The 22,562-nt window shown below is 68.8% G+C and carries 23 protein-coding genes; 9 read left to right on the top strand and 14 right to left on the bottom strand.

Annotated features, from left to right (window positions below; all coding sequences use genetic code 11):
* Positions 1–13: 13 nt before the first annotated feature.
* Both IT184_00050 and queF read right to left on the bottom strand, forming a co-directional pair.
* Positions 14–292 carry a Smr/MutS family protein gene (locus IT184_00050; protein MCC7007185.1) on the bottom strand — a complete coding sequence of 93 codons (279 nt, stop codon included), beginning with the start codon at positions 290–292 and terminating at the stop codon, positions 14–16.
* A gap of 12 nt (positions 293–304) precedes the next feature.
* Positions 305–667: an NADPH-dependent 7-cyano-7-deazaguanine reductase QueF gene (queF, locus tag IT184_00055; protein MCC7007186.1), complete on the bottom strand. Its 363-nt coding sequence runs from the start codon at positions 665–667 to the stop codon at positions 305–307.
* 155 nt (positions 668–822) lie between these two features.
* Between queF and IT184_00060 the strand changes: the two genes are divergently transcribed.
* The 4 genes from IT184_00060 to lipB all read left to right on the top strand — a co-directional run bounded on the left by IT184_00060 (position 823) and on the right by lipB (position 4,634).
* Positions 823–1,122 (top strand): HU family DNA-binding protein, encoded by a 300-nt coding sequence (locus IT184_00060; protein MCC7007187.1) that lies wholly within the window; start codon positions 823–825, stop codon positions 1,120–1,122.
* Between the two features lie 126 nt (positions 1,123–1,248).
* Positions 1,249–2,691 carry a dihydrolipoyl dehydrogenase gene (gene lpdA / locus IT184_00065; GenBank protein ID MCC7007188.1) on the top strand — a complete coding sequence of 481 codons (1,443 nt, stop codon included), beginning with the start codon at positions 1,249–1,251 and terminating at the stop codon, positions 2,689–2,691.
* Positions 2,692–2,723: 32 nt separating this feature from the next.
* Positions 2,724–3,968 (top strand): 2-oxo acid dehydrogenase subunit E2, encoded by a 1,245-nt coding sequence (locus IT184_00070; GenBank protein ID MCC7007189.1) that lies wholly within the window; start codon positions 2,724–2,726, stop codon positions 3,966–3,968.
* A gap of 6 nt (positions 3,969–3,974) precedes the next feature.
* Positions 3,975–4,634 carry a lipoyl(octanoyl) transferase LipB gene (lipB, locus tag IT184_00075; protein MCC7007190.1) on the top strand — a complete coding sequence of 220 codons (660 nt, stop codon included), beginning with the start codon at positions 3,975–3,977 and terminating at the stop codon, positions 4,632–4,634.
* Here the strand turns inward: lipB and IT184_00080 are convergent.
* From IT184_00080 to IT184_00090, 3 genes are read right to left on the bottom strand one after another with little or no spacing between them, the layout of a single operon-like run.
* Positions 4,627–6,147, bottom strand: coding sequence for an aminotransferase class V-fold PLP-dependent enzyme (locus IT184_00080; protein MCC7007191.1), 1,521 nt, complete (start codon positions 6,145–6,147; stop codon positions 4,627–4,629). The genes lipB and IT184_00080 overlap by 8 nt on opposite strands.
* Entirely contained in the window at positions 6,144–6,959 is an 816-nt protein-coding gene (locus IT184_00085; protein MCC7007192.1) for a PIG-L family deacetylase, read from the bottom strand. The genes IT184_00080 and IT184_00085 overlap by 4 nt, the downstream gene beginning before the upstream one ends.
* 26 nt (positions 6,960–6,985) lie before the next feature.
* Positions 6,986–7,828, bottom strand: a complete 843-nt coding sequence (locus IT184_00090) for a hypothetical protein (GenBank protein MCC7007193.1) — start codon at positions 7,826–7,828, stop codon at positions 6,986–6,988.
* Positions 7,829–7,857: 29 nt separating this feature from the next.
* Between IT184_00090 and IT184_00095 the strand changes: the two genes are divergently transcribed.
* Together IT184_00095 and IT184_00100 are read left to right on the top strand one after the other, a co-directional pair.
* On the top strand, positions 7,858–8,574 hold the full coding sequence (locus tag IT184_00095; GenBank protein MCC7007194.1) for an SDR family oxidoreductase: 717 nt from the start codon (positions 7,858–7,860) through the stop codon (positions 8,572–8,574).
* Positions 8,575–8,590: 16 nt separating this feature from the next.
* On the top strand, positions 8,591–9,256 hold the full coding sequence (locus IT184_00100) for an MBL fold metallo-hydrolase (protein MCC7007195.1): 666 nt from the start codon (positions 8,591–8,593) through the stop codon (positions 9,254–9,256).
* Positions 9,257–9,474: 218 nt separating this feature from the next.
* On the opposite strand, the gene IT184_00105 is transcribed toward IT184_00100, so the two are convergent.
* The 7 genes from IT184_00105 to IT184_00135 all read right to left on the bottom strand — a co-directional run bounded on the left by IT184_00105 (position 9,475) and on the right by IT184_00135 (position 19,077).
* A complete protein-coding gene (locus IT184_00105; protein MCC7007196.1) occupies positions 9,475–11,010 on the bottom strand; it encodes a B12-binding domain-containing radical SAM protein in 1,536 nt (511 codons plus the stop codon).
* 27 nt (positions 11,011–11,037) lie between these two features.
* Positions 11,038–11,727 carry a glycosyltransferase family 2 protein gene (locus tag IT184_00110; GenBank protein ID MCC7007197.1) on the bottom strand — a complete coding sequence of 230 codons (690 nt, stop codon included), beginning with the start codon at positions 11,725–11,727 and terminating at the stop codon, positions 11,038–11,040.
* A gap of 2 nt (positions 11,728–11,729) precedes the next feature.
* The gene (locus IT184_00115; GenBank protein MCC7007198.1) at positions 11,730–12,758 is read right to left on the bottom strand and encodes an NAD-dependent epimerase/dehydratase family protein; all 1,029 of its coding nucleotides are present in this window, start codon (positions 12,756–12,758) and stop codon (positions 11,730–11,732) included.
* On the bottom strand, positions 12,751–15,450 hold the full coding sequence (locus IT184_00120; GenBank protein ID MCC7007199.1) for a hypothetical protein: 2,700 nt from the start codon (positions 15,448–15,450) through the stop codon (positions 12,751–12,753). The genes IT184_00115 and IT184_00120 overlap by 8 nt, the downstream gene beginning before the upstream one ends.
* A 473-nt stretch (positions 15,451–15,923) precedes the next feature.
* Positions 15,924–16,217, bottom strand: coding sequence for an FHA domain-containing protein (locus tag IT184_00125; GenBank protein ID MCC7007200.1), 294 nt, complete (start codon positions 16,215–16,217; stop codon positions 15,924–15,926).
* Positions 16,218–16,220: 3 nt separating this feature from the next.
* Positions 16,221–17,399 carry a Re/Si-specific NAD(P)(+) transhydrogenase subunit alpha gene (locus IT184_00130; protein MCC7007201.1) on the bottom strand — a complete coding sequence of 393 codons (1,179 nt, stop codon included), beginning with the start codon at positions 17,397–17,399 and terminating at the stop codon, positions 16,221–16,223.
* A 19-nt stretch (positions 17,400–17,418) separates the two neighbouring features.
* Positions 17,419–19,077 (bottom strand): alpha/beta fold hydrolase, encoded by a 1,659-nt coding sequence (locus IT184_00135; protein MCC7007202.1) that lies wholly within the window; start codon positions 19,075–19,077, stop codon positions 17,419–17,421.
* Here IT184_00135 and IT184_00140 point away from each other — a divergent pair.
* The gene (locus tag IT184_00140; GenBank protein ID MCC7007203.1) at positions 19,076–20,056 is read left to right on the top strand and encodes a folate-binding protein YgfZ; all 981 of its coding nucleotides are present in this window, start codon (positions 19,076–19,078) and stop codon (positions 20,054–20,056) included. The genes IT184_00135 and IT184_00140 overlap by 2 nt on opposite strands.
* A 9-nt stretch (positions 20,057–20,065) precedes the next feature.
* Here IT184_00140 and IT184_00145 read toward each other — a convergent pair whose 3' ends face one another.
* Positions 20,066–20,464: a (deoxy)nucleoside triphosphate pyrophosphohydrolase gene (locus IT184_00145; GenBank protein ID MCC7007204.1), complete on the bottom strand. Its 399-nt coding sequence runs from the start codon at positions 20,462–20,464 to the stop codon at positions 20,066–20,068.
* Positions 20,454–21,074 carry an A/G-specific adenine glycosylase gene (locus IT184_00150; GenBank protein MCC7007205.1) on the bottom strand — a complete coding sequence of 207 codons (621 nt, stop codon included), beginning with the start codon at positions 21,072–21,074 and terminating at the stop codon, positions 20,454–20,456. Before IT184_00150 ends, IT184_00145 begins: the two co-directional genes overlap by 11 nt.
* 83 nt (positions 21,075–21,157) lie before the next feature.
* Between IT184_00150 and IT184_00155 the strand changes: the two genes are divergently transcribed.
* Both IT184_00155 and hpnC read left to right on the top strand, forming a co-directional pair.
* Positions 21,158–21,700, top strand: coding sequence for a cob(I)yrinic acid a,c-diamide adenosyltransferase (locus IT184_00155; protein MCC7007206.1), 543 nt, complete (start codon positions 21,158–21,160; stop codon positions 21,698–21,700).
* Positions 21,701–21,729: 29 nt separating this feature from the next.
* Positions 21,730–22,560 carry a squalene synthase HpnC gene (gene hpnC / locus IT184_00160; protein MCC7007207.1) on the top strand — a complete coding sequence of 277 codons (831 nt, stop codon included), beginning with the start codon at positions 21,730–21,732 and terminating at the stop codon, positions 22,558–22,560.
* Positions 22,561–22,562: the final 2 nt, after the last annotated feature.

A 22,562-nucleotide genomic window follows, 5' to 3' on the forward strand; every position in this document is an offset into this window, starting at 1 on the left:
GCGGGAATTCAGATCATTTGGCGGCCGGTTCGATCAGCCGGGCGATGGTCGCGCCGAGATGAGAGTGCCTGTCGTCCTCGAACTCGGCTACGAGCGGATGGCGCTCGAGCGCGGCCTGCACGATGCCGCGCTGGATGCCGCGCCCTCTCCCGTGGACCAGCCTCACCTCGCGAAGGCCTGCCTCGTGCGCCTGCGTCAGGTACGCGTCGACCGCGTCCGGGATGTCGCGCGGCGCGAAGGCGTGGAGGTCCAGCTCCGGCTCGAGCGGCACGATGTGGACGTCGTCCACGATGCCGAGGCGGGCTCAGGACGGATGGGCGGCGTCGAACGTCGCCACGACCGTCGTCGTGATGCCGCCGCGAGCGGTGAAGGCGCCCGTCACGCGCATCCGCCGCGGCCGGCAGGCGGCGACCAGATCGTCCAGGATGCGATTGGTGGCCGCTTCGTAGAAAATGCCCTGATTCCGGTAGGCGAGCAGGTAGTACTTGAGCGACTTCAGCTCGATACACGCCGAGTCCGGCACGTAGACGATGGCGATCTCGCCGAAATCCGGGAGCCCGGTCTTCGGACACATCGAGGTGAATTCCGGACAGCGGATCTGGATCTCGTAGTCCCGTTCGGGCCTCGGATTGGGAAACGTCTCGAGCGTCGCCGCCATCGCTGTCATTCTAGTCTTCGATTCCATCGGATCTTTCATTGACATCGTTTCCGGCACAGGGCTACGATGACCCCCGATTTTATTGGGTTTGCTGTCGGACCGTTGCGCGCGCGGTTCTGAAGACAGTCTCCTGAAACGCGCGCCCTAGCCAGGGAGAAGAAGGCATGGCAGACGCCCGGCGCATGGGCAAGATGGAACTGTTCGCGCACTTCGCGGACAAGTTCGAGATGAAGCGAACGCAAGTCCGTGATCTGTTCGACGAACTGAACCGGTTGTCCGAAAAGGAACTGAAGCGTTCCGGCGAGTTCGTTCTTCCGGGGATCGCCAAGCTGGTCGTCCAGAAGCGCAAGGCTCGTGAAGGCCGCAACCCGGCCACCGGCGAGCCGATCAAGATTCCGGCCAAGACCGTGGTCAAGGCGCGGATCGCGAAGCAGCTCAAGGACGCCGTTCTTCCCCGCAAGTAGCGTTGGAGCAGGCGGCGGGTCGAGCCCGCCGCCTGCGTCGGTCCGTCCCCTCACGCCGTTCCCACCCTTGCTCGCAGTACACTGAACGCCGCCCGCATGCCGGCGCGCGACGTCGTGACGCCCGCCATGCGTGCCGGGAGTGCTTCGGTGGCCGAAGGCTACGATCTCGTCGTCATCGGGTCTGGTACGGGTGGCTACGTCACGGCCATTCGTGCGGCCCAGCTCGGGTTGAAGACTGCGCTCGTCGAACGTCAGCCGGCGCTCGGCGGCACGTGCCTGAACCTGGGCTGCATTCCGACCAAGGCGCTCGTGGAGCACGCGCACGCGTTCACGCGGGCTCGGCATGCCGCCGATTGGGGGATCCGCTTCGGCGGCGGCACGGGCGAGCCGTCGATCGACCTCGGCCGCGTGCACGAGCGGAAGAACGCGATCGTCGCCGGGCTGACGAAGGGCGTCGAGTACCTGTGCCGCAAGCACAGGATCGACGTCGTGCGCGGAACCGGCCGGTTCGCGGCGCCGGGTCTGATCGAAGTCGCCGGCGACGCGCCGCGCGAGCTGTCGGCGCGCGAGGTCGTCATCGCCACGGGATCGGCCCCGCGGCCGCTTCCCGGCATCGAGATCGATCGCCGGATCGTCATTACGAGCGACGAGGCCATTCATCTCTCGGCGGTGCCGTCGTCTGTGGCGATCGTCGGCAGCGGCGCCGTGGGCGTGGAGTTCGCGTCGATCTTCCGTCAGCTCGGCAGCGACGTGACGCTCATCGAGCTGCAGCCGCGCCTCGTGCCGGGAGAGGACGAGGCGGTGTCGGCGCTGTTGGAGCGCGCGTTCAGAAAGCGCGGCATCGGGGTGCGCACGTCCACCACGATCGAGTCGGCGCGGGTGGAGGCCGATCGCGCGCATCTCCAGTTGAAGGACGCCGCGGGCGCGATCGTCACGCTCACCGTGGAGACGCTCCTCGTCGCGGCCGGGCGCCGGCCGGTCACCGACGGGTTGGGCGCTGAAGCGGTCGGGATCGCCCTGGAGGACGGGTTCATTCCCGTCGACGAGTGGTATCGCACCGCCGTGCCTGGCGTCTCGGCGATCGGCGACGTGATCGCGATTCGCGGCCGGCGGCACCCGCAGCTCGCGCACGTGGCCTCGGCCGAGGGGATTCTCGTCGCGGAACGCCTCGCCGGGCGCGAGCCGCAGCCGCTCGACTACGATCAGGTGCCGGTGACCACCTACTGCGATCCGGAAATCGGCAGTGTCGGTCTCTCCGAAGCCGAAGCGGCCGCGCGCGGCCGCGAAGTCAGGGTGGGGACCTTCCCCTTCTCCGCCCTCGGCCGGGCGAAGCTCGCCGGCGAGACGGACGGCTTCGTGAAGATCGTCGCCGACGCGGAGTACGATCAGGTCCTTGGCGTGCACATCGTCGGTCCCCGCGCGACGGAGCTGATTGGCGAGGCGGTTGTCGCCATCCGCCTCGAGTCCACCGCCGAGGAGCTCACCCGGGTCGTGCACGCGCATCCGACGATGTCGGAGGCCATCGGCGAAGCCGCGTACGCGCTGCACGGCGGCGCCATTCACCTGTGAGGCCGCACGTGCCCGGAGCCGCGAACGTCCTGATGCCGCAGATGGGCGAATCGGTCGCCGAAGGAACGATCGTCCGCTGGATCAAGCGGGTCGGCGATGCCGTCGAGAAGGACGAACCGCTCTTCGAGATCTCGACCGACAAGGTGGATGCCGAGATCCCCTCGCCCGACGCCGGCGTCGTCCTGGAAATCCGCGTGGCGGAGGGCGAGACGGTGCCGGTCCACTCCGTCGTCGCCGTGATCGGGACGGAGGGGCAACGCGTGCCGCCCGCGATGAGCACGGCGCCGGGTGCGCGCTCTGCGCCAGTGCCGCCGCCGGCCGAGACGTCCGGCGCGGGGGCCGGAGCGCCTGGCGCGACGGTCTCGCTGCTCACGGCAGCGCCGCTCCGAGCCGTCTCTGCCGATGACCGGCTCCGAACCCGATCGTCGCCCGTCGTCCGGAAGATTGCGCAGGCGCGCGGGATCGACATCGGTCAGCTCACCGGGACCGGCATCAGGGGACGCGTGACCCGGCGCGACATCGAGGCGTACATCGAGCGCGGTCGCACCCGAGCCCGTCCGTCGCTGCCGCCGGCCTACCAGCCTGGCGACAACGTCCGGCTGGAGAAGATGTCGGTGATGCGGCGGAAGATCGCCGAGCACATGCTGGCGAGCGTGCAGACGGCTCCTCATGTGTACTCGGCGTTCGAGGTCGATTTCAGCCGGGTCGACGCGCTTCGCGCGGCGCGCCGGGCCGAGTACGAGTCGGCGGGCACGCGGCTGACCTACACGGCCTTCATCGCGCGCGCGACCGTCGAGGCGCTTCGCGAGTGCCCGTGGGCGAACGCGTCGGTGGACGGCGAGACCATCGTCTACAAGCACGACATCCATCTCGGCATCGCCGTCGCGCTCGAACAGGGGCTGATCGTGCCGGTCATCCGGCACGCGGATCGGCTGTCGATGATGGAACTGTGCCGGGCGATCCAGGATCTGGCCGCCCGCGCCCGCGCGAAGCAGCTCAAGGTGGACGACGTGCAGAATGGCACGTTCACGATCACCAATCCCGGCGTGTTCGGCGCGGTGTTCGGTCTGCCGATCATCAACCAGCCGCAAGTCGCGATCCTCGGCGTCGGCACCGTCGACAAGCGCGCCGTCGTCGTGGACGATGCCGTGGCCGTGCGGCCGATGTGCTATCTCACGCTCGGCCACGACCACCGGCTCATCGACGGCGCGGAGGGCGCCAGGTTCCTTCAGACGATCAAGAGCCGGATCGAAGGCTTCGACGCGTCACAGCTCTAACGCGGCGTGGAAGAGCACCGCTCGCTCGACGTTCGCCGGCTGGGCCTCCTGCCTTACGACGAAGCGCTCGTCCTCCAGCGCCAGCTCGTGGAGGCACGGCGGTCGGGCACGATCGGCGACACGCTGCTGCTCGTCGAGCACCCTCCGGTGATCACCCTGGGCGCCAGGAACCGGACGGGCCCCCAACACATCACGGCGTCGCCCGAGCGGCTGGCCGAGCTCGGCGTCGTGGTCGCCGACGCAGGCCGGGGCGGGGACGTCACCTACCACGGGCCCGGGCAGCTCGTCGGATATCCGATTCTCGATCTCCGGCCGGATCGCTGCGACGTCCATCGCTATGTGCGCGATCTCGAAGAAGCGCTGATCATCGCGCTGGGTGCATTCGCCGTGGCGGGCGGGCGCGTTCAGGGGCGAAGCGGCGTGTGGGTCGGACCGGCGGGACAGGAAGCCAAGATCGCGGCCATCGGCGTGCGGATCAGCCGCTGGATCACCTCGCACGGCTTCGCGCTCAACGTCGCCACCGACCTGCAGCACTTCGACCTGATCGTGCCGTGCGGCATCACGGATCGGGGCGTGACGTCGCTCGAGCGCGTGCTCGGCCGTCAGGTGGAGATGGCCGACGTCGAGCGCGCGATCGTGGACGGCATGCAGCGCGTGTTCACGTAGCCTGCTCGCGCCGGAGCGCGGCGGGTCTCAGCGCTCCGTCAATCGATGCGCCGGCCGCCGTGACGATCCCCGGCAGCGCCAGGACGTCGTCGTGCCCGGTGTGGAAATTGACGATGCAGGCGCGCAGCACGTAGCGGTCTCCGATGACGGCGTTCGAAACGAACGCCCGCCCCGAGCGCTGCAGATCGTCGAGCAGGGCTTCATTGAGCTGGTTGAGGTACTCCGCGACCGCCCGTTCGCCGCGCCTGGCCCCCAGGTCCGGTGGGATGAACCGGAAGGTCGTGATGCTGAGCGACTGCGTGACGAGCTCCAGGCTTTCGTCCGCGGCCACGGCGTCGGCGAGCGTACGCGAGAGGCTGATGTCGTCGCTGATCATGCGACGGTAGCCGTCGGCGCCCGCGTGTTGCAGAGCGAGCCACACTTTGAGGGCGCGGAACCCGCGCGAGTTCTGCGGCCCGTAGTCGACGTAGTTCGTGACGTGCTCGTCGAAGTGGTAGTACGGCGGGTGATACGAGAAGGCGCGCCGGAGATCGTCCGGGTCGCGGACGAGTGCGCAGCCGGCTTCGAGCGGCGCGTACAGCCACTTGTGCGGGTCGACGGCGACCGAGTCCGCCGAGGCGAGCGCGCGAAGGTCCGGAGGCGCATCGACGGCGGCTGCCGCGAAGCCGCCGTACGCGCCGTCCACGTGAAACCACAGTTGTTCGTCGTGGCACAGTTGCGCCAATTCCCGGAGCGGATCGATCGCGCCGGTGCTCACCGACCCCGCGGTGCCGACGACCAGGAACGGGATGTCGCCGGCGGCCCGATCGCGGGCGAGCACTGCCGTCAGCGCGGCGAGATCCATTCGCAGATCGGCGCCGGTGGGCACCCACCGAATCGCATCGGTGCCGAGGCCCGAGAGATCCGCTGCCTTCTGAATCCAGGTGTGCGTCTCACGGGAGGCGTACACGCGAAGCGGTCGCCGGCCCGTGCCCTGCGCGCGGACGTCCCACGGCGCGCGGGCTGCGCGCGCGGCGAAGAACCCGACGAAGTTCGCCATGTTGCCGCCGCTGACGAGCAAGCCTCCGCTCGCCGGGCTCGCACCGATGAGCTCCGCGATCCACCGGACCGTCTGGGCCTCGACTTCGCTCGCCGCCGGAGACAGGCGCCAGCTCCCGACGTTCGGATTGAGGGCCGACGCCAGGAAATCGCCCAGAATGCCGATGGGCGCCGGTGGCGCCGTGATGTACCCGAAGAACCTCGGGTGTGCGTTGAACAGCGAGTGCTCGAAGAGTGCCGGCGTGACCCGCGCGAGCAGCTCCGCTGCGTCCGTGCCCTGACGCGGCAGCGCACGGTCGAGATCCAGCGCCTCTCGCACCGACGATGGGCGCTCGTCGTGCGTGACGGGACGTCCGGGGATCCTGGCCAACTCGTCGGCCAGCAGGTCGACGAGCCGATGCGCCGCGGCGCGGAACTCGTCCGCGCTCATCGCGAGCGGCGCGCGACGTGCCCCGCGGCCCTCGCCGCCGTTCATCGCACGCCCTCGAAGAGATCGTGTTCCACCGCGCGTCCTCCGTTGACGAAGCTGAACACACGATAGAAGGACTGCGAGCCCCAGAGCGCCTCATGACGCTCAGGCGAGAGACGCTGCAGGCCTTCGTACGCCGTGACTTGCGATTCGTGACAGGCCACCGCCTGCCTCACGCGCTGCCAGTGGGCGCGCGTGTCGATGGCCGTGGTCAACTGCCAGTCGGGCCACGGGATCGCCTGGCGGGCGACGCCGTCGACCGTGGAGACGAGGCGCCGGAAGGCTTCCTCGTAGACGTCCCAGGTCGACTGCGGCCAAGCGATGTAGTACAGCTTGTCCACCCGGTGCGGAGCGACGGCGCTGCCGGCATCGAACGCGTGGTCTGCCGCGCCGACGACGGCCGCCGATGCGAGCTGCGAGATCGCGATGTGATCGGGATGGCCGTACGCGCCGTCCGGCGGAAACGTGACCACGACGTGCGGGCGAGCTCGCCGCAGCTCGGCGGCGATTCGCGCGATGGCCTCGCGCGGATCCGCTCGGTCAAGTTCTTGATCCTGATAGTCGAGCACGGTGACGTCGCGGATCCCCAGGATCGAGGCGGCAGCACGTAACTCGGCTTCGCGGATGCGGCCGAGCGCGTCCGGGCCGGGATGCTCCGGAGGGTCGCGATGGCCGCGGTAACGCCCTCGCTGGCCGCGCGTGGCCACGACAATCGCCGTTTCGACGCCCTCGGCGGAGTACTTGGCCAGCGTCCCTCCCATCCCGAGCGTCTCATCGTCGGGATGAGCCAGCACGGCCATCAGGCGGAGCGGCGGCACAGCCGGATTGTAGACCGCGGACGTCGTCAGCCGGCGACGCCCAGACCGTTGACGAGCTGCGTGCGCTCTTGCGGGCTGAGCGAAGGCGGGAGCCGGCTGAGCACACGAAGACGTCCAAGCTCGAGCGGCAGGAGGACGCCCGCTCCGCGCGCCTCGACGCCGTCGTCGATGATGGCCGTTCCCGGAATCGGGACGCGGCTCCCCGATATCAGCCCTTCGACGATGCGCGCCGTCGCAGATGCGATCGCGTAGGGGCCTGCGGGCCAGAGCCTCGCTACCGACCGGCCGATCGCCGCCAGGCGATGCGGCGGGATGCGATCGGTCAGCAAGGATCCTCCGACGCACGCGCTCGACCAGCCGATCACGAACTCCGGCGGCCGGCCCACGACGGCCACCTGCACGCCGGCGGCGTTCAGTTCGAGTCCAGCAAGGGCCTGGACGGCGCCGACGATGGCTGCCGGAGCGCTGCCGACCAGCCGCGCCGCCGGAACGGACAGATCGCGATGGACGGCTTCCATCAACGGCGTCTGCTGCGGCCCTGCGAAGACGAAGGCGGCCGACGTGCCCGCGCGCACGAGGCGTCGAATCAGCGTCAATCCCCGGTCGCCGGTCCACTCGCCGTCCTTGATGTCGTCGGCCATCACGACGACCGAAGCGCCGCACGCGGCGAGCACGTCCGGCGTGGCGGTGACCGGCGTGTCGGATCCTTCGATGGGGCCCGCCTGGCGGATGTCGAGCGCCTTGCCGGCCGCGATCGCATCGGCGGCGTCGATGAGCACGATGGTGGGCGATGGCTGCGGCCGCTGCGTCAATCGATGCGCGATCGCCGCGCCGATCGGGCCCGCGCCGACAATGGCGACGAACGACATGGCGGTATTCTAAAGGGGCCGGAGGTGCGATGCGTCGAGCGATTGCCACGGGTGGAACGCGCGGGATCGGACGATCGATTGCGAGGGCGATCCTCGCGTCCGGCGGGCGGGTGATGATCACGGGCGTCGATACCGGCCGGATCGAACAGGCCGTGCGCGTGCTGGGCGAAGACAGCGGCCGGCCCGACGACGTCGCGGGCGCGCTCGCGGACGTCCGCGATCCGGTCGCGGTCGACCGCGCCGTGCAGGAGGCCGTCAGCCGGTTCGGCGCAATCGACACGCTCGTCAACAACGCGGGCATCGGCGTGTTCAGCGAAGTGGCCGCGATGACCGATGCCGACTGGCACCGCGTGATGAACACGAACCTGACCGGCGCGTTCTATTGCACGCGCGCGGTGATTCCGGCGATGCGGCGCGCCGGCGGCGGCTGGATCGTGAACATCGCGAGCCTGGCCGGCCGCAACCCGTTCGCCGGCGGCGCCGCGTACTGCGCGTCCAAGGCGGCGGTCATTGCGTTCAGCGAAGCGCTGATGCAGGAAGTCCGCTACGACGGCATCCGTGTGACGGTGGTCATGCCGGGTTCGGTCGCGACCGAGTTCTCGGGGCGGATGGTCACGCCGGAGGACGCCTGGAAGCTGTCGCCAGACGACGTCGCCGAGGCCGTGATGGACCTCTTCCGCCATCCCGGCCGGAGCCTGCCGAGCAGGATCGAGATCCGGCCCGCGCAGCCGAAGAGCCGGTCGTGAGCGCGCGGGTGCCCGCGTGGCGCGGCGCCGCCAGATGATCGTCACGACCGCAGCGGTGCCGCCGTTCTTCAAGAACGGCTATCTCGTCGCGTGCGAGGAAACGCGGGAAGGCGTGCTCGTCGATCCCGGCGACGAAGTCGACGAGCTGCTGGCCGCAGCCCGCTCCTCCAGGACGACCGTCAGGCACATCCTGCTGACGCACGCGCACCTCGACCACATCACGGGCGTCGCGCGCGCCAAGACGGCGTTGGGCGTGGACGTCTGGCTCCATCGGGACGATCTGTTCCTGTACGATGCGCTCGTCCAGCAGGGCGTGATGTTCGGCCTCGTGCTGCCGCCCGCGCCGCCCGTGGACGCCTTCTACGACGTTCGCGTCGCGCTCACGTTCGGACGCTACGTCGTGGAGATCCTGCACACGCCCGGGCATTGTCCAGGAGGCGTGTGCCTGGCGATCGGACGTGCCGGAACCACCGCGCGCGAGCTCTTCGTCGGCGACACGCTCTTCGCGGGCTCGATCGGCCGCACCGATCTGCCCGGCGGCGACCACGAGACGCTGATTCGATCGATCCGCGACGTCCTGTTCGCCTTTCCGGACGACACGGTCGTGCACTCCGGGCACGGCCCTGTCACCACGGTCGGCGTCGAACGCCGGACGAACCCGTTTCTGACGGCAGGGCGCTAGCGCCTGGGTGGGCTGTGCTTCCACTTCGATGCGGCCGATCGTTCCGGTCGCCCGCCGCGGCGCGCGCGCCGCGGCGGCCGTTCGTGCTCTCCAAGCTCTCGACGACTCGCGGGTCGAATCGATCGGCGATGGGGCGGCCGAACGTGATCGGCGTGTCGGAACTCTGGAGAATCACGCCGGCTGCGGGCTGTCCCGTTCCGCGTTCGCCGGCGCACGTGCTATCCCGACAAGCTGCGCGACCGGTTCCATTTCCGCCGCAGGTACCAGATCTCGCTGAAGAACCGCATGTACCGCGCGTTCTCGATCCCCTCGTGGAAGTACTGCCAGAAGTTCCTGGCCACCCGCCCCGGACGCATGACGAACGAGATGACGTAGAAGTTCGTGTACATCCAGATCATCCTGAGGTACAGCTCGCGCGGCGAGACGTTCGGCGTGTACGACTTGCCGCGGCTCGAGTAGAAGTCGACGACGCTCTCGAGCTCGTCGGCCGCCGCGTCCAGCTCCTTACCGGGAAAGAGCTGTCTGAAATAGGCCGTACCTGGATAGGGTGTGAACTTGGCCACGGTCACATCGTGCACGCCCATTACGGCCAGCTTCCGGATGAGCTGCAGGGTGCGGCGCATGCCCGAGCGCGTGTCTTCCGGGAAGCCGATGACGAAGAAGCACGCCACGGTCATCCTCGTACGAAGGACGACGCGCACCGCCTCGAGCAGGCGAGGCAGGCTCACCTGCTTCTTCACCGCTTTCAGCGTCCGCTCGTCGCCCGACTCCGGCGCGAACGCAAAGTTCCTCAAGCCCGATCGGTCGAGCGCCACGGCCAGCTCCGCGTCGAACGCCTCGCACCGCGTGCCGGCCGGGAGTTGATAGTGGATGCCGAGATTCCGGCGGAAGAGCTCGTTCGCGAAGTCCAGCGTCTTCTTGCGGTTGACGACGAAAGTGGAATCCATGAAGGTGAAGCCGGTGACGTTGTACCGGGCCTGCATGTGGGCCATCTCGTCGACCAGCCGCACGGGATCGCGCATCACGTAGCGCTGCGTCCACATGTCGGGGTTCGAGCAGAACGTGCACTCGAACGGGCACCCTCGGCTGCCGAGGATCGGCATCGATCGTCCGAGGTTGACGCCGGTCACCTGGTGCGCGGCGATGTACGCCTCGATGCTCCATGCATCCCAATCGGGATACGGCAGGTCGTCGATCTCCGTGATGCGCCGCCGCGCCGGCGTCGAGAGAACGGAGCCGTCAGGCGCCGAATAGGCGATTCCGGCGACGTCGCGCCACGAGCGGCCGGCGTCGACGCGCTCGACCAGCTCTCGAAAGGTCTCTTCGCCCTCGCCGAGGACCGCGACGTCGAACAGCCGTGAGGCCAGGACGCTCTCTGGCAGAGCGGTGGGATGCTCGCCGCCCGCGACGAACAGGGCGCCGGGAAACCGCGGACGCAGCGCGCGCGCGAGATCCACCACGAGCGGCCAGCAATGGCTGAACAGGCACGTGAACCCAAAGACCCGCGTGCTCATCGGGACGCGCGCCACGACCTCGTCGACCGTCAGTCCCTGGATCAGGATCGGTTCGCTGCGGATGTTCCGATACGGGCGGATCCGATCCAGCGCCTCACCGCAGGCGTCGATGGCGGTGTACGTGTAGCCGTGCCTCTTGAGGAACGCGCCGATGTACGCGAGACCGAGCGACGGCGACGGCGTCTGAATCTGCAGGCCGCTCGCGGTCTTGAGACCCTGATGATTGATGAGCGTGATCACGGTCAGGCCACCGATCTCTCGTGTCCATCAGGGATTGACGACGAGCTCCCGCAGGACCGATGCGCCCGTTCGCCACGCCAAGGTGAACGTCGCAGCCGTCCTCTTGTGGGCCCCGCCCAGCCGCCGCAGCTCGTGGGTCGGAAACTCCTTCACCCGCATCCCGAGCTTCGCCGCGCGAATGGTGCTCTGGATCTCGATCTCATGAAGCGGCGCATCCAGCCGCATGCGCTTCATGGACTCCAGCTTGTAGCCCCGGAACCCGTTGCAGGCATCATACACACCAGTCCGCCAGACCAACCGCGCGATCGCGCTGTAGGTCATGCTGCCGTAGCGCCGGATCAAGAACCGGTCGTCGCTGTTGTCACTGCACGACCCCGGGAGCACGAAGCGGCCGGCGATGACCATGTCGTAGTCTTGATCGAGAAATGCGAGGATTTTCGGCAGATCGTTCGGATCCTCGTTCCCGTCGGTGCTGAAGAAGACGAGCCGCTCGGTGTCGCAGAGACTCTGGGCGTGGAGAAAGGCGTTGCCCCGGCCTTTGTTCGGCTGGATGACGCAGGGGATGCCGGCGTCCTTGTAGAGCTCGAGCGTGCCGTCGGACGATCCCGGATCGATCGCGACCACGCGATCGAACAGGGACAGCGGGATGAGCGGCATCAGCTTCTCGAGCGCCTCTCGCTCGTTGTAGGACAACAAGTACAGGGTGGTCGACTTCACGGCTATCTGATCGAGCGATGGGCGGGGCCCGCACCAGCGCGGATTGCACCGGCAGGCCCGCGCGACACGAGTTGGTCGTGGATCCAGCGAAACGTCCACGCCATTCCCTCGCGGAGCGGCGTCGACGGCTGCCATCCGAGCAGCGTCTGAATCCGGCTGTTGTCGCTGTTGCGGCCGAAGACGCCGTGCGGCGCGGTCCGGTCGTATCGGCGGAGAAGCCTGACGTCCGCCATGTCTTCGACGAGGTCCACCAGCTCGTTGATGGTCACCGACTCGGAGCTTCCGATGTTCAACGGTTCGGCGACGTCGCTCTCCATGAGCAGGCGCGTGCCGTGGATGCAGTCGTCGATGTAGGTGAAGCTCCGAGTCTGCCGACCGTCGCCCCAGATCTCGATCGAGTCCTCGCCGACGAGCTTCGCCGTGATGACTTTGCGGCACACGGCCGCCGGCGCCTTTTCGCGCCCGCCCTCGTACGTCCCGTGCGGGCCGTAGATGTTGTGATACCGCGCCACACGCGTCTCCAGGCCGAAGTCCTCGCGGAAATGGCGGCACATCCGCTCGCTGAACAGCTTCTCCCAGCCGTACCCATCCTCCGGCATGGCCGGGTAGGCGTCGCTCTCTCTCAGCGGCGGCCCGTTCGGTGTGCTCTGGCGCGTCGCGTTGTACACGCAGGCCGACGAGGCGAAGAAGTACCGCCGCACGCCGAGCTCGGCGGAGGCCATCAACAGGTGGGTGTTGATGAGCACGTTCAGCATGCAGAGCGCCCGGTTGTGCTCGATGAAGCCCATGCCGCCCATGTCGCAGGCGAGGTTGTACACGTCAGCCACGCCACGTACCGCCTCATCGCAGGCCTCTCTCGATCGCAGGTCGAGCCGGCGGTTGTCCGCAGCCGGGTGACGCTGGTGCCACTCCTGGAACGGTTTGAGATCCACCGCTCGAACCGCGCGAGACTCCTGCTCGAGCAGGTGACGCACGAGGTGTCCGCCGATGAATCCGCCCGCCCCACAGACGAGCACTGGTGCATCAGCCATGGTCGACCAGCACCTCGGCTTCCGGGGGCAGCAGGCTGAACGCCCATCGGTGAACGAGGGCATATTCCGTGGCGAGATCCAGCCGCCGCATCAACCCGAGGAGATTGATGATCGAGCCGGGCAGGAGGCGCCGGATGCTCTGCTCATCTGCATGCCGCAGCGCGGCCCTGAGTTGCTCTCGCGCGTAGGCCGGGTCATTCGCCAACGCCATCACCATCGCGAGCGCCACGGCATCGTCGAGATGCATCCGGCCGGCGCTCGCGGGATTGGCGCGAATGTGCGCCACCGTCTGCGCGAACTCCTCGATCTCGCCGCGGGCATACTGCGCGCGGGCCTGAGAGACGAGCGCGGGCAGGTAGCTGGGCGTGCGCGTGAGGAGCGGCTGCAATTGCCGCGACGCGGCTTCCGGCTTGTCCGTCGCCAGGAAGTACTCCGCGAGACGAACGATGGCCTCCTCCTGACTTTGATCGGGTACGACCTCGAACAGCCGGACATACTGCGTTGCGAGCTCCATGTCGGACGGGATGGCGTACGGAATGGGCCGGAGCCAGTTCGGGAGGCTCCCCGTCTGCAGGAGCCGCGCGATGAACGCATCTGGCGGGGCATCCTCCGAGCGGCTCAACCCGTGCCAGAGCTTCGGGTACTCCTGCGCGAAGGCATCCCACGAGAAGATGGCGATGTGCGTGACGCCGTGTCGCTTGCACAGCTCGAGCGCCGTCTCGGGCGAAGGCGCGCTGTAGATCTCGGCGACGGCCTTCAGCCCGTCCAGGTTGTCCGAATACAGGGTGCCGAGGCCTTTGAAGCCGCCGAAGTACGTCATCCATGTGGTCGTGCTCGGCCCGCTGAGGATCACGCCCGGCTCGCTTCCCAGCCGTTGCCGGAGACGATACGAGGCGTCGCGCGTGATGATCTGCGTCAGATCGGCCTGCGTCAGCGGCGCTTTCAGTCCGGTCTGACGCCACTGTGCAATGGCAGAGGCCGGAAACGGCACGAGCAGCAGCCCAACGAAAGCGGCTGACGCCATCCGGACGCCTCGGCCATGCACGCCGACCGAGGAATAGAGCAAGGCCATCACGACGAGCAACGCGAGCCAGACGGCGCAGCTTGTCGCCAGCCACCGCGACTGGTGGATCGCAAGAGCCAGCAACACGAGCGACGGCGACAGGACGACGCCGAGCAGGCCCTTCCAAGGCGTGGGAAGCTGCGGCACGCCTCCAGCGGAAGAACGACGAAACAGAAGCACGACCGCGAACAGGAGCAGCACCGGCAGAAGAAGCACCGCGCTCATTTGCCCCAGCAGCCGTGCCGGATCCATTCCGGCGAGCCGAGCGAGCAGCGGTTGGTTCTCGACGATGTAGTCCCGGCAGAGTTGCCACAGGAAGGGATCGACGGTGACGAAGGTGGTTCGCGCCGTGAACGCGACCGTGACTGGCAGCGCCGCCAGCATCAGCAGGTCGGCGACCATCAGGAGCGCGGTGCGCTGCCGGCTGACCTCGTGCGGAGCGACGCCGCCGCGCAGCCTCCACTCGCAGATGCGGCACATCAGGTCGCCGCCCCCGAGCCACGCCAGCGCGTACAAGGGGTGATTCACCTGGAGGTTCCATCCGAAGTGGCTGGGGAAGTACTCGAGCAGGTAGAAGGCGAGACTCGTCGCGGCGCCGACGAGCCCCCATGTCCGCCAGAGCGTCGGGTCGAATCGCCACGGTGAGTCGACCGTGGGCCGGGGAGCCAGCGCCACCGTGCCGATCGTGATGCCGAGCCCCAACGCGACCAGCACAGGCGCTTGCGACGAGGCGCTCTCCCAGAGGCCGGTTCCTCCAGCCATCGCCGACGCCACGAACCAGCGCTGCGCCTGCCGGCGCGGCGGCAGCCAGTGCCACAACCGTCCTTCAGCCGGCGTGAGGCGCGAGAGGTCCGCGTGGTTCGAGCGCAGCCACCCGCCGCCGCCCGCGATGAGGAACAGGATGGTGAAGAGAACCCACGTCGCCGCCAGACCGTGATGGTCGAGGTAGCCGACGCTGAACGACTCGTACAGCGGATGAACGGCCACGAAGCCCAGTGCCATCAGCGACGCGGGCATCGAGCCGAATCGCCAGGCGATGAGCGGCACGCTGGCCGCGATCACCAAGACGAGCGTGACCGTGTTGGTCCACGGCGCGACACGCTCGATCGCGAGATTGATGGGCAGCCCGGTCGGGCGGTAGGGGCCGAACATGAAGTCGCGAGCGCGGCCCACCCTGCTCTGCGCAGGCAACTCGATCGTCGTCAGGTGGGTGGCCAGCCATGCCATCGCGGCGACCTCCCAGTGGAGGAAGCCTCCCCACTCCACACCGCGTCCATCCGGCGGGTGATCGTAGTCGACGTGCCTCACCCGCCAATCTTCCGTCCCCGCAACCATGCGCTCGGTCTGCATGATCCAGTGATAGCCATCCACGCCGACCGAAGGGACAACGAGGCGGTGCTGGTTGGCGACGTAGCCGCTGAGGGAGGAGCGGTCTTCCTGCAACCTCGGCGAACCGAATATCCGCACATCCGTCGCCTCCCACACGGCTCGCAAGCGCGCCGTGCTGTCGAGAACGCAGAACGTCACGCCCACCAGGAGCGCGACAATCCACAGGTATCGGACCAGCTCACCGCGGCGTTCCACGGCAGCGTCGCGATTGTGGCGAACCCGTGGAAACGGCTTCTTCATCCGGCGAAGATCTTCCAGGTGACCAGAACGTCCGGCGGATGCCGACCGTCGACGCGATGGAGCACGCTCCACGGGAAGGCGGCCGAAAGCCGGGGACGCGGCACGGCCGTCGGCTCACCCGGAGGGCAGTGTCCAACAGAGCGGCTTGGACACTTCAGCACATCATCTGAACAGGGCTGAGGCCGTCCCGGTGAAATTGGCGGAAAGCTCCTGACAACATCTGACAGGACCTCCACTGAGCCTTTCCAAGCACCATTTGCCTTACGGCGGAGAGGATCTGGAGGTCACTCGCGCAGCCTTGGGCAGGCTGCCGCGGTCAAGTCGCCGGGTGGGCGCCAGGGGTCGCCGGGAGCCGGACAGGCTCGACGGTTTCGCGAGATGGATGACGGTGGAACGGTCGCCGAGATCGCCTGGCACCCATCACGAGGACGAGGGGTCGGAGGCGTCCTGGTCTGCTCGAGTGGCGGGGTCGGTCAGTCCGAGGGCTGCACCTGGAACTCGATGCGGCCGATCGTCAGCCGGTCGCCTGCCCGCAGCATGACGCGCTCCACGCGGGCACCGTTGACGAGGGTGCCGTTCGTGCTCCCCAGATCCTCGACGACGAGTTGGTCGGATCGATCGGCGGTGAGCCGGCAGTGGATGCGCGAGATCAGCGCCGCGTCCACGATGAAGTCCGCACGGGCGGTGCGGCCGACCGTCCGGACGCTGCCGGGCGGCAGGCGGAACGTGATCGGAGGGTCGAGGCTTTGGAGGATCCAGCCGGCCACGAGCTATCCGACCCCGACCGGCTGCCGCAGCCGCGGATGCACGATTTGGCCGTCGCGAGTGACCAGGAACTCGCGGGTAATCTCGTCGTTGACGTCGACTGCGAGCGCGGGCGCGCCCGTCGCCTTGCCGTCCGCGCCCTTGTCCCGCCGCACGAGGTGCTGGACGAGCGTGACCACGTTGCGCGCGTACAGCTGGCTCGCGTGGTAGGGCACGTCGGACACGAGATTCGTCGGTCCGAGGATCGTCACGCCGTGCCGGTTGACGACCTCGTCGCGCACCGTCAGCTCGCAGTTGCCGCCCCGCTCGGCCGCCAGGTCGACGATGACCGATCCCGGTGCCATGCCGGCCACCATATCGCCGGTGATCAGCACGGGAGCCGTGCGGCCGGGGATGGCCGCGGTCGTGATGACGACATCGCTCGCCGCCACGGTCTTGCTCATCATCTCTCGCTGCCGGCGGTAGAACGCCTCGTTCTGCGCGGTGGCATAGCCGCCCGAGTCCTGGGCTCCCGCGGCGTCGATCGGGAGCTCGACGAAGCGCGCGCCGAGGCTCTGCACCTGCTCCTTGACGGCCGGCCGGACGTCGTACGCTTCGACTCTGGCACCGAGCCGGCGCGCCGTTGCGATCGCCTGCAGGCCCGCGACGCCCGCGCCGACGACGAACACCCTGGCCGCCGCCACCGTGCCGGCGGCCGTGTTCAACATCGGAAACATCCGCGGGAGAACGTCAGCCGCGATCAGCACTGCCTTGTAGCCCGCGATCGTCGCCATCGACGAGAGCGCATCCATGCTCTGCGCTCGCGTGATGCGCGGGACCAGCTCCATCGCGAACAGCAGCGCTCCCCGCGCCGCGATGGCCTGCATAGCGGCGTGAGCGGTCAGCGGCTCCGCGAAGCCGATGAGCACCTGCCCCTGCCGCAGCAGGTCGACGTCGGGCGCGCCGGCCGACGGATTCGCGCCAGGCGTGCGGACCATCGTCACGACGTCGGCCTGGAACACGTCGGCGCGGGATCCGAGCGTCGCGACCGCCTCATAGTCGGCGTCGGGAAAGCCGGCCGCCACGCCGGCGCCGCGCTCGACCACGATCTCGATCCCGAGCTTCTTCAGCGGCGCGGCGGCCGCGGGCACGAGCGCCACGCGCCGCTCGCCCGGGAACGTTTCCTTCGGGACGCCGAGCTTCATCGCAGGAAGTGTAGTCGAATCAGCGTTTGACGCCGATGCCGCCCAGCCAGCGCACGAGGACGCGCGCGACGTCCGGCGAGACCTCGCGTGAGGCGAGCGTGACGTACTCGTCGATCTCACCCGTCTCGGCGGGCACGAGGAGATGGTTGACCCCGGGGAGCACGGCCTTCTGCGTCAGCGCGGCCGGGGCCTTCCGCGCGGAGCTCAGCGACTCCAGCAGGTCGGCGTGAGCGCTCGGCAACTCCCGATCGAGCGCGCCGTGCACGATGAGCAGCGGCCGGTCGATCTTCTTGATCGCGTTGGCGGGCGAGAACTCGATCCAGCTCCGGAACCATGGCGAGTCGAACTCGGCTCGCAGATCGCGCGGAAGTGCGTCCCAACCTCGGCCGGTCAGCACGGCATCGACGACGCGCGTCTGCAGGTCGATCTTCTCGCGGCGCGCAGCGTCGGAGATCGCCAGGCTCTCGAGCAGGCGCTCTTGTTGTTCGAGCGTGACGGCGCGGCCATCGCGCCCTGGCGCGGCCAGCAGCGCGACGCCCCGAATGTTCTTGTCGCGCGCGGCCGCCGTGAGCGCGATCGGCCCGCCGTCTCCGTACCCGACCGCGACCACGCGGTTCGCGTCCACGTCCTGGCGTTTGCGCAGCCAGGAGACGACCGCGATCGCATCCTCCGCGTACTCTGCCATCGCAGCGCTCTCCGTGCGTCCGCCCGTCTGGCCCACGCCGCGGGCGTCGTAGCGCACGATGGTGTATCCGGCCGCCGCGAGCCGCCCGGCAATCTGGCCGAAGATCGGAATGCCGTACGACATGTGCTCCCGGCCCTGCGGACCGGGGCTGGCGACGAGCACGACGGCGCCAGTCCTGCCGGCCGAGCCGACCGGCCGCGTGAGCGTCGCGGCGAGGCTGAAGCCATTGGCCGGGATGTAGACGCTTTCGTCGCCGGGATTCCTGACCGGTTCCTCGCGGCTCATCACCGAGGCGAGGTCATCGCGCAACACGACGATCGACACGGCAGGCAGGACGACGCGCGCGAGACGCGAGCGGCTGTCCACCCACACTTCCAGCGGCACCGGACCAGCAGGCCCGGCCAGCGTGAGGGCGTAGTCCTGTACCTCGACCGTGCCGTCAGGCGTGAGAATCCGGCGCGGCGTCACGCGGTTCACCGTCGCCTGGACCTCGGTGTCCGGCGCGCCGAACACCGGCAGCACCGTGCCGGATGTCGCACCCTGCAGACGCACAGCCAGGGCCTCGTAGGCTCCGAAGAAACTGTTCGGCAGCACGACCGTGCCGGGCGAGATCCGCACCGTGCGCGACGCCGTCTCCTGGCCTTGCTGGATCGCGCTCGTCGCCATCCCCTCGCCGAACGTCGTCGTGAGCGAGAACGCTTCGCCGCGAACGCGCGCTTCGATCGCGAGCCGGCGCGGACGCCAGTCCGCGTCGTAGGCGACCTCGAACTTCGTTGTCGCGAGATCGACCGGCGGATCGAGACGCCCGACGGCCGAGATCAGCCACTCGCCGCCCGGCCTCGTCACCTCGACGTTCTGGGAGCCGATACGGGCGCCGCGGAGAAAGACCGTGAACGATGCCGAGCTGCTGCCCGCGGATTGGGCGGGGGCGTGCGACGCGACGATTGTGAGCGCCAGAACGGCGAGACTAAGATGGCGGAAGATCGCCCGCATGTCGTTTCTCACAGACGAGTATCGCACCATCCTTTCCGGCGCCGGCTGGGCCGAACGGCGGCATCTGGGGCACATCCGCTTCAGAGGCCGCGACGTCCTCACGTTCTTGCAGAGTCTCGTGACGAACGACGTCGCACGGCTCGCGCCGGGTCAGGGCGCGTACGCCGCGTATCTCACGCCGCAGGGGCGGATGGTCGCCGATCTGGTGCTCCATCGCCGTGACGACGAGGTCGTCGCGACCGTCGCGGCGGGCCTCGCCGCGTCGCTCGCCTCGCGATTCGATCAACTGGTGTTCTCGGAGGACGTCGAGGTGGCGGACGTGTCCGCCGAGCGGAGCGAATGGCTGGTCGTCGGACACGGTGCGGCAGCCGCCCTCGCGGCCGCATTCGAGCTGGAGGAGGCGCGGCTGTCGGCGCTCCAGGAACTGTCGCACGTGAACTGGTCGCATGGCTTCATCGCGCGCGCCGGCGAGGCGCTGCTGCCGTCGTTCGCGATCGTCGCGCCGATCGATGCTCGGGCCGAGGTCAGCGATCGTCTGGAGCGATCGGCGATGGTGCGCGTGTCCGACGGGCTGGTGGACGCGCTGCGGATTGAAGCAGGACGGCCCAGGTTCGGCGTGGACATGAACGAGGACACGATTCCGCTCGAGGCCGGACTGCTCGAGCGGGCAATCAGCACGACGAAGGGCTGCTACGTCGGGCAGGAGATCGTCATTCGGATCCTGCACCGAGGCGGCGGCCGCGTGGCTCGACGTCTGCTGACCTTCAGCATCGAGGCACAGGATGTGCCGGCTGTCGGCGCCGAGCTCGTCAGCGATGGGAAGACCGTAGGCGTGCTGACGAGCGTCGCCGGCGCGCCTTCGGGAAATGGGCTGATCGCGCTCGGGTACGTTCACCGAGATGTCGCGGAAACGGGGAAGGTGTTTGCGATCGCCGGTTCGCCTGGCGCGAACGTGGTCGCGACCGGCTTTGCGCGATAGACGGCCTGCTCACGAGGTCAGCAGATCGATCAGATCCCGGTCCGCGGCGGGGAAGGTCAGCGTCCGCAACAGGTCGCGAGCGACCCAGCGAAGTTCCTGGCCGAGCACAGGCCGCGGTTCCCCTTCGATCGTGCACCGCCGGAAGTGCAGGCGAACCGTGCGTTCCGGGTAGGCGTGCTGCGTGACGAGGATCTCGTCTCCCACGCGCGATGCGACGCCGAGCTCCTCGACGAGCTCGCGTGCGAGGCACGCGTCGTGCGCTTCGCCCGGCAGGCACTTGCCACCTGGAAACTCCCACAGGCCCTCGAGGTGCGTGCCCCGCAGGCGCCGCGCGACCAGGAACGCGCCGTCGCGTTCGACCACTGCCGCGAGCACGACGATCGGTGCGGCGGAGGGGTCAGCGTGCATGTCCCGCGGTCCTGTACGTCAGGCAGCCCCGGCGCATCGGGCACTGCCGGCAGGCCGGTTTTCGCGCGGAGCAGACGAGCGCTCCGAGGTCCATGATCGCCTGGTTGAAGTCGAACACGGCCCGCCGCGGCAGCACCGCCCAGGAGAGCGTCCACAGTTGAGTCGCGGGTGGCGTCCGGCGACTCGGGCCGACGAAGACGCGGGTGAGGACGCGGGCGACGTTCGTGTCGAGAATCGCCGCGCGCTTGCCGAAAGCGAAGCTCATCACCGCGCCCGCGGTGTAGGGTCCGATCCCGGTGAAACCGAGCAGCGCGTCCTCGTCGCTCGGGAGCTCACCGCCGTACCGTCCGACGGCTTCGCGGGCGATTGCCTGCAAGCGCCGCGGCCGGATGTTGTAACCGAGCGGATACCAGGAACGGACGACCTCGTCCGTGTCGGCGGTGGCGAGCGCCTCGAGCGTCGGATATCGGTCGAGCCATTCCTCGTACTTCGGCCGCACGCGGTCGACCTGCGTCTGCTGCAGCATGACCTCCGACACGAGGATGCGATAGGGGTCGCGCGTCTCCCGCCACGGCAAACGCCGCCCATGCCGCCCGTACCAGTCGAGCAGCCGCCGGCGGAACCAACGGCGGCGAGACGACGAGGGGAGGCGCAGCCGGGCGCGTCGTGGCACGGTGCCATAATAGGTGACTCGTGTCCCGCATCTACACGCGCACGGGCGACAGCGGCGAGACGGCACTGTTCGACGGCACTCGTGTCTCGAAGGCCGATCCCCGCGTCGAGGCGTGCGGCGACGTCGACGAGCTGGGATCATGGCTCGGCCTGGTCCGCCGCTCGATCGATGCGGCCGATCTCGCGGAGATCCTCGACGCCGCGCAACGCGATCTCTTCGCCCTGGGTGCGCTTCTCGCGGACCCTCAGCACCGCATTTCGCCGCGGATCGAGAAGGCGGCGATCGGTCCAGATGCCGTCGTGCGTCTCGAGGGCTGGATCGATCGGCTCGATGCGGAGCTGCCGCCGTTGCGCCGGTTCATCCTGTCCGGCGGATCGGAGGTCGGCGCCTCGTTGCACATTGCACGTGCCGTGTGCCGCCGGGCTGAACGGCGGATCGTGAGCGTCGAGCCTGACGCGGTCCGCGATCTGGCCGTGACGTACACCAACCGCCTGTCCGACCTGCTCTTCACGATGGCCCGTGCGGCGAATCATCGCGCGGGCGTGCCCGAAACCGAGTGGTAGATCGCGTCGCCTACGCCGCCTGTCTCCGTCTGGCGCGACAGCACTACGAGAACTTCCCGGTGGCGTCGTGGCTGCTGCCCGCAGCCAGCCGGCCGCACATCGCGGCGATCTACGCCTTCGCTCGCACCGCGGACGATCTCGCCGACGAGGGAGCTCTGGCGGCAGACCGCCGGCTCGCGCTGCTCGATTCCTGGCGCGCGCAGCTCCACGGTGCCGTGCAGGGCCGCACTCCCGCCGACCCGGCATCGGACGACGGGTTGATCCTCCGGGCGCTGGCCGAGACGATTCGGACGTGCCGGCTGGACGTCGGGCTGTTCGATGACCTGCTCAGCGCGTTCCGGCAGGACGTGACGACCCATCGGTACGAGAGCTGGGACGACGTGCTCGACTACTGCCGTCGATCCGCGAATCCGATCGGCCGGCTGGTTCTCAGGGTCGCCGGACATCGCGAGACGGTGCTCGACGCCCACGCGGACGCCATCTGCACGGCGCTGCAGTTGACGAACTTCTGGCAGGACCTGGCCCGCGACTGGACGATGGGGCGGCTGTACGTTCCGCTCTCGCTCGTCCGATGCGCTGGCGCGGACGAGTCGGATCTTGGGCGCGGGCAGATCTCGGCGGCGTGGCGTCGCGTGCTCTTGGACGTGAGCGGCCGCACGCGAGCGTTCTTCGCGGCCGGCCGTCCGCTGGCCCGCCTGGTCGGCGGCCGCCTCGGATGGGAGCTCCGTGCGACGTGGGCCGGTGGCGTGCGTGTGCTCGATCGCCTCGAGGCGGTCGGCTTCGACGTGTTCCGGGCCCGCCCTATGCTCGGCTGGGGCGACGTCGTGCCGATTGGCCGGACGATGCTCCGCGGGTTCTGACC

It is taken from the genome of Acidobacteriota bacterium (assembly GCA_020853395.1).
In the GTDB taxonomy this organism is placed as follows: Bacteria; Acidobacteriota; Vicinamibacteria; order Vicinamibacterales; family SCN-69-37; genus JADYYY01.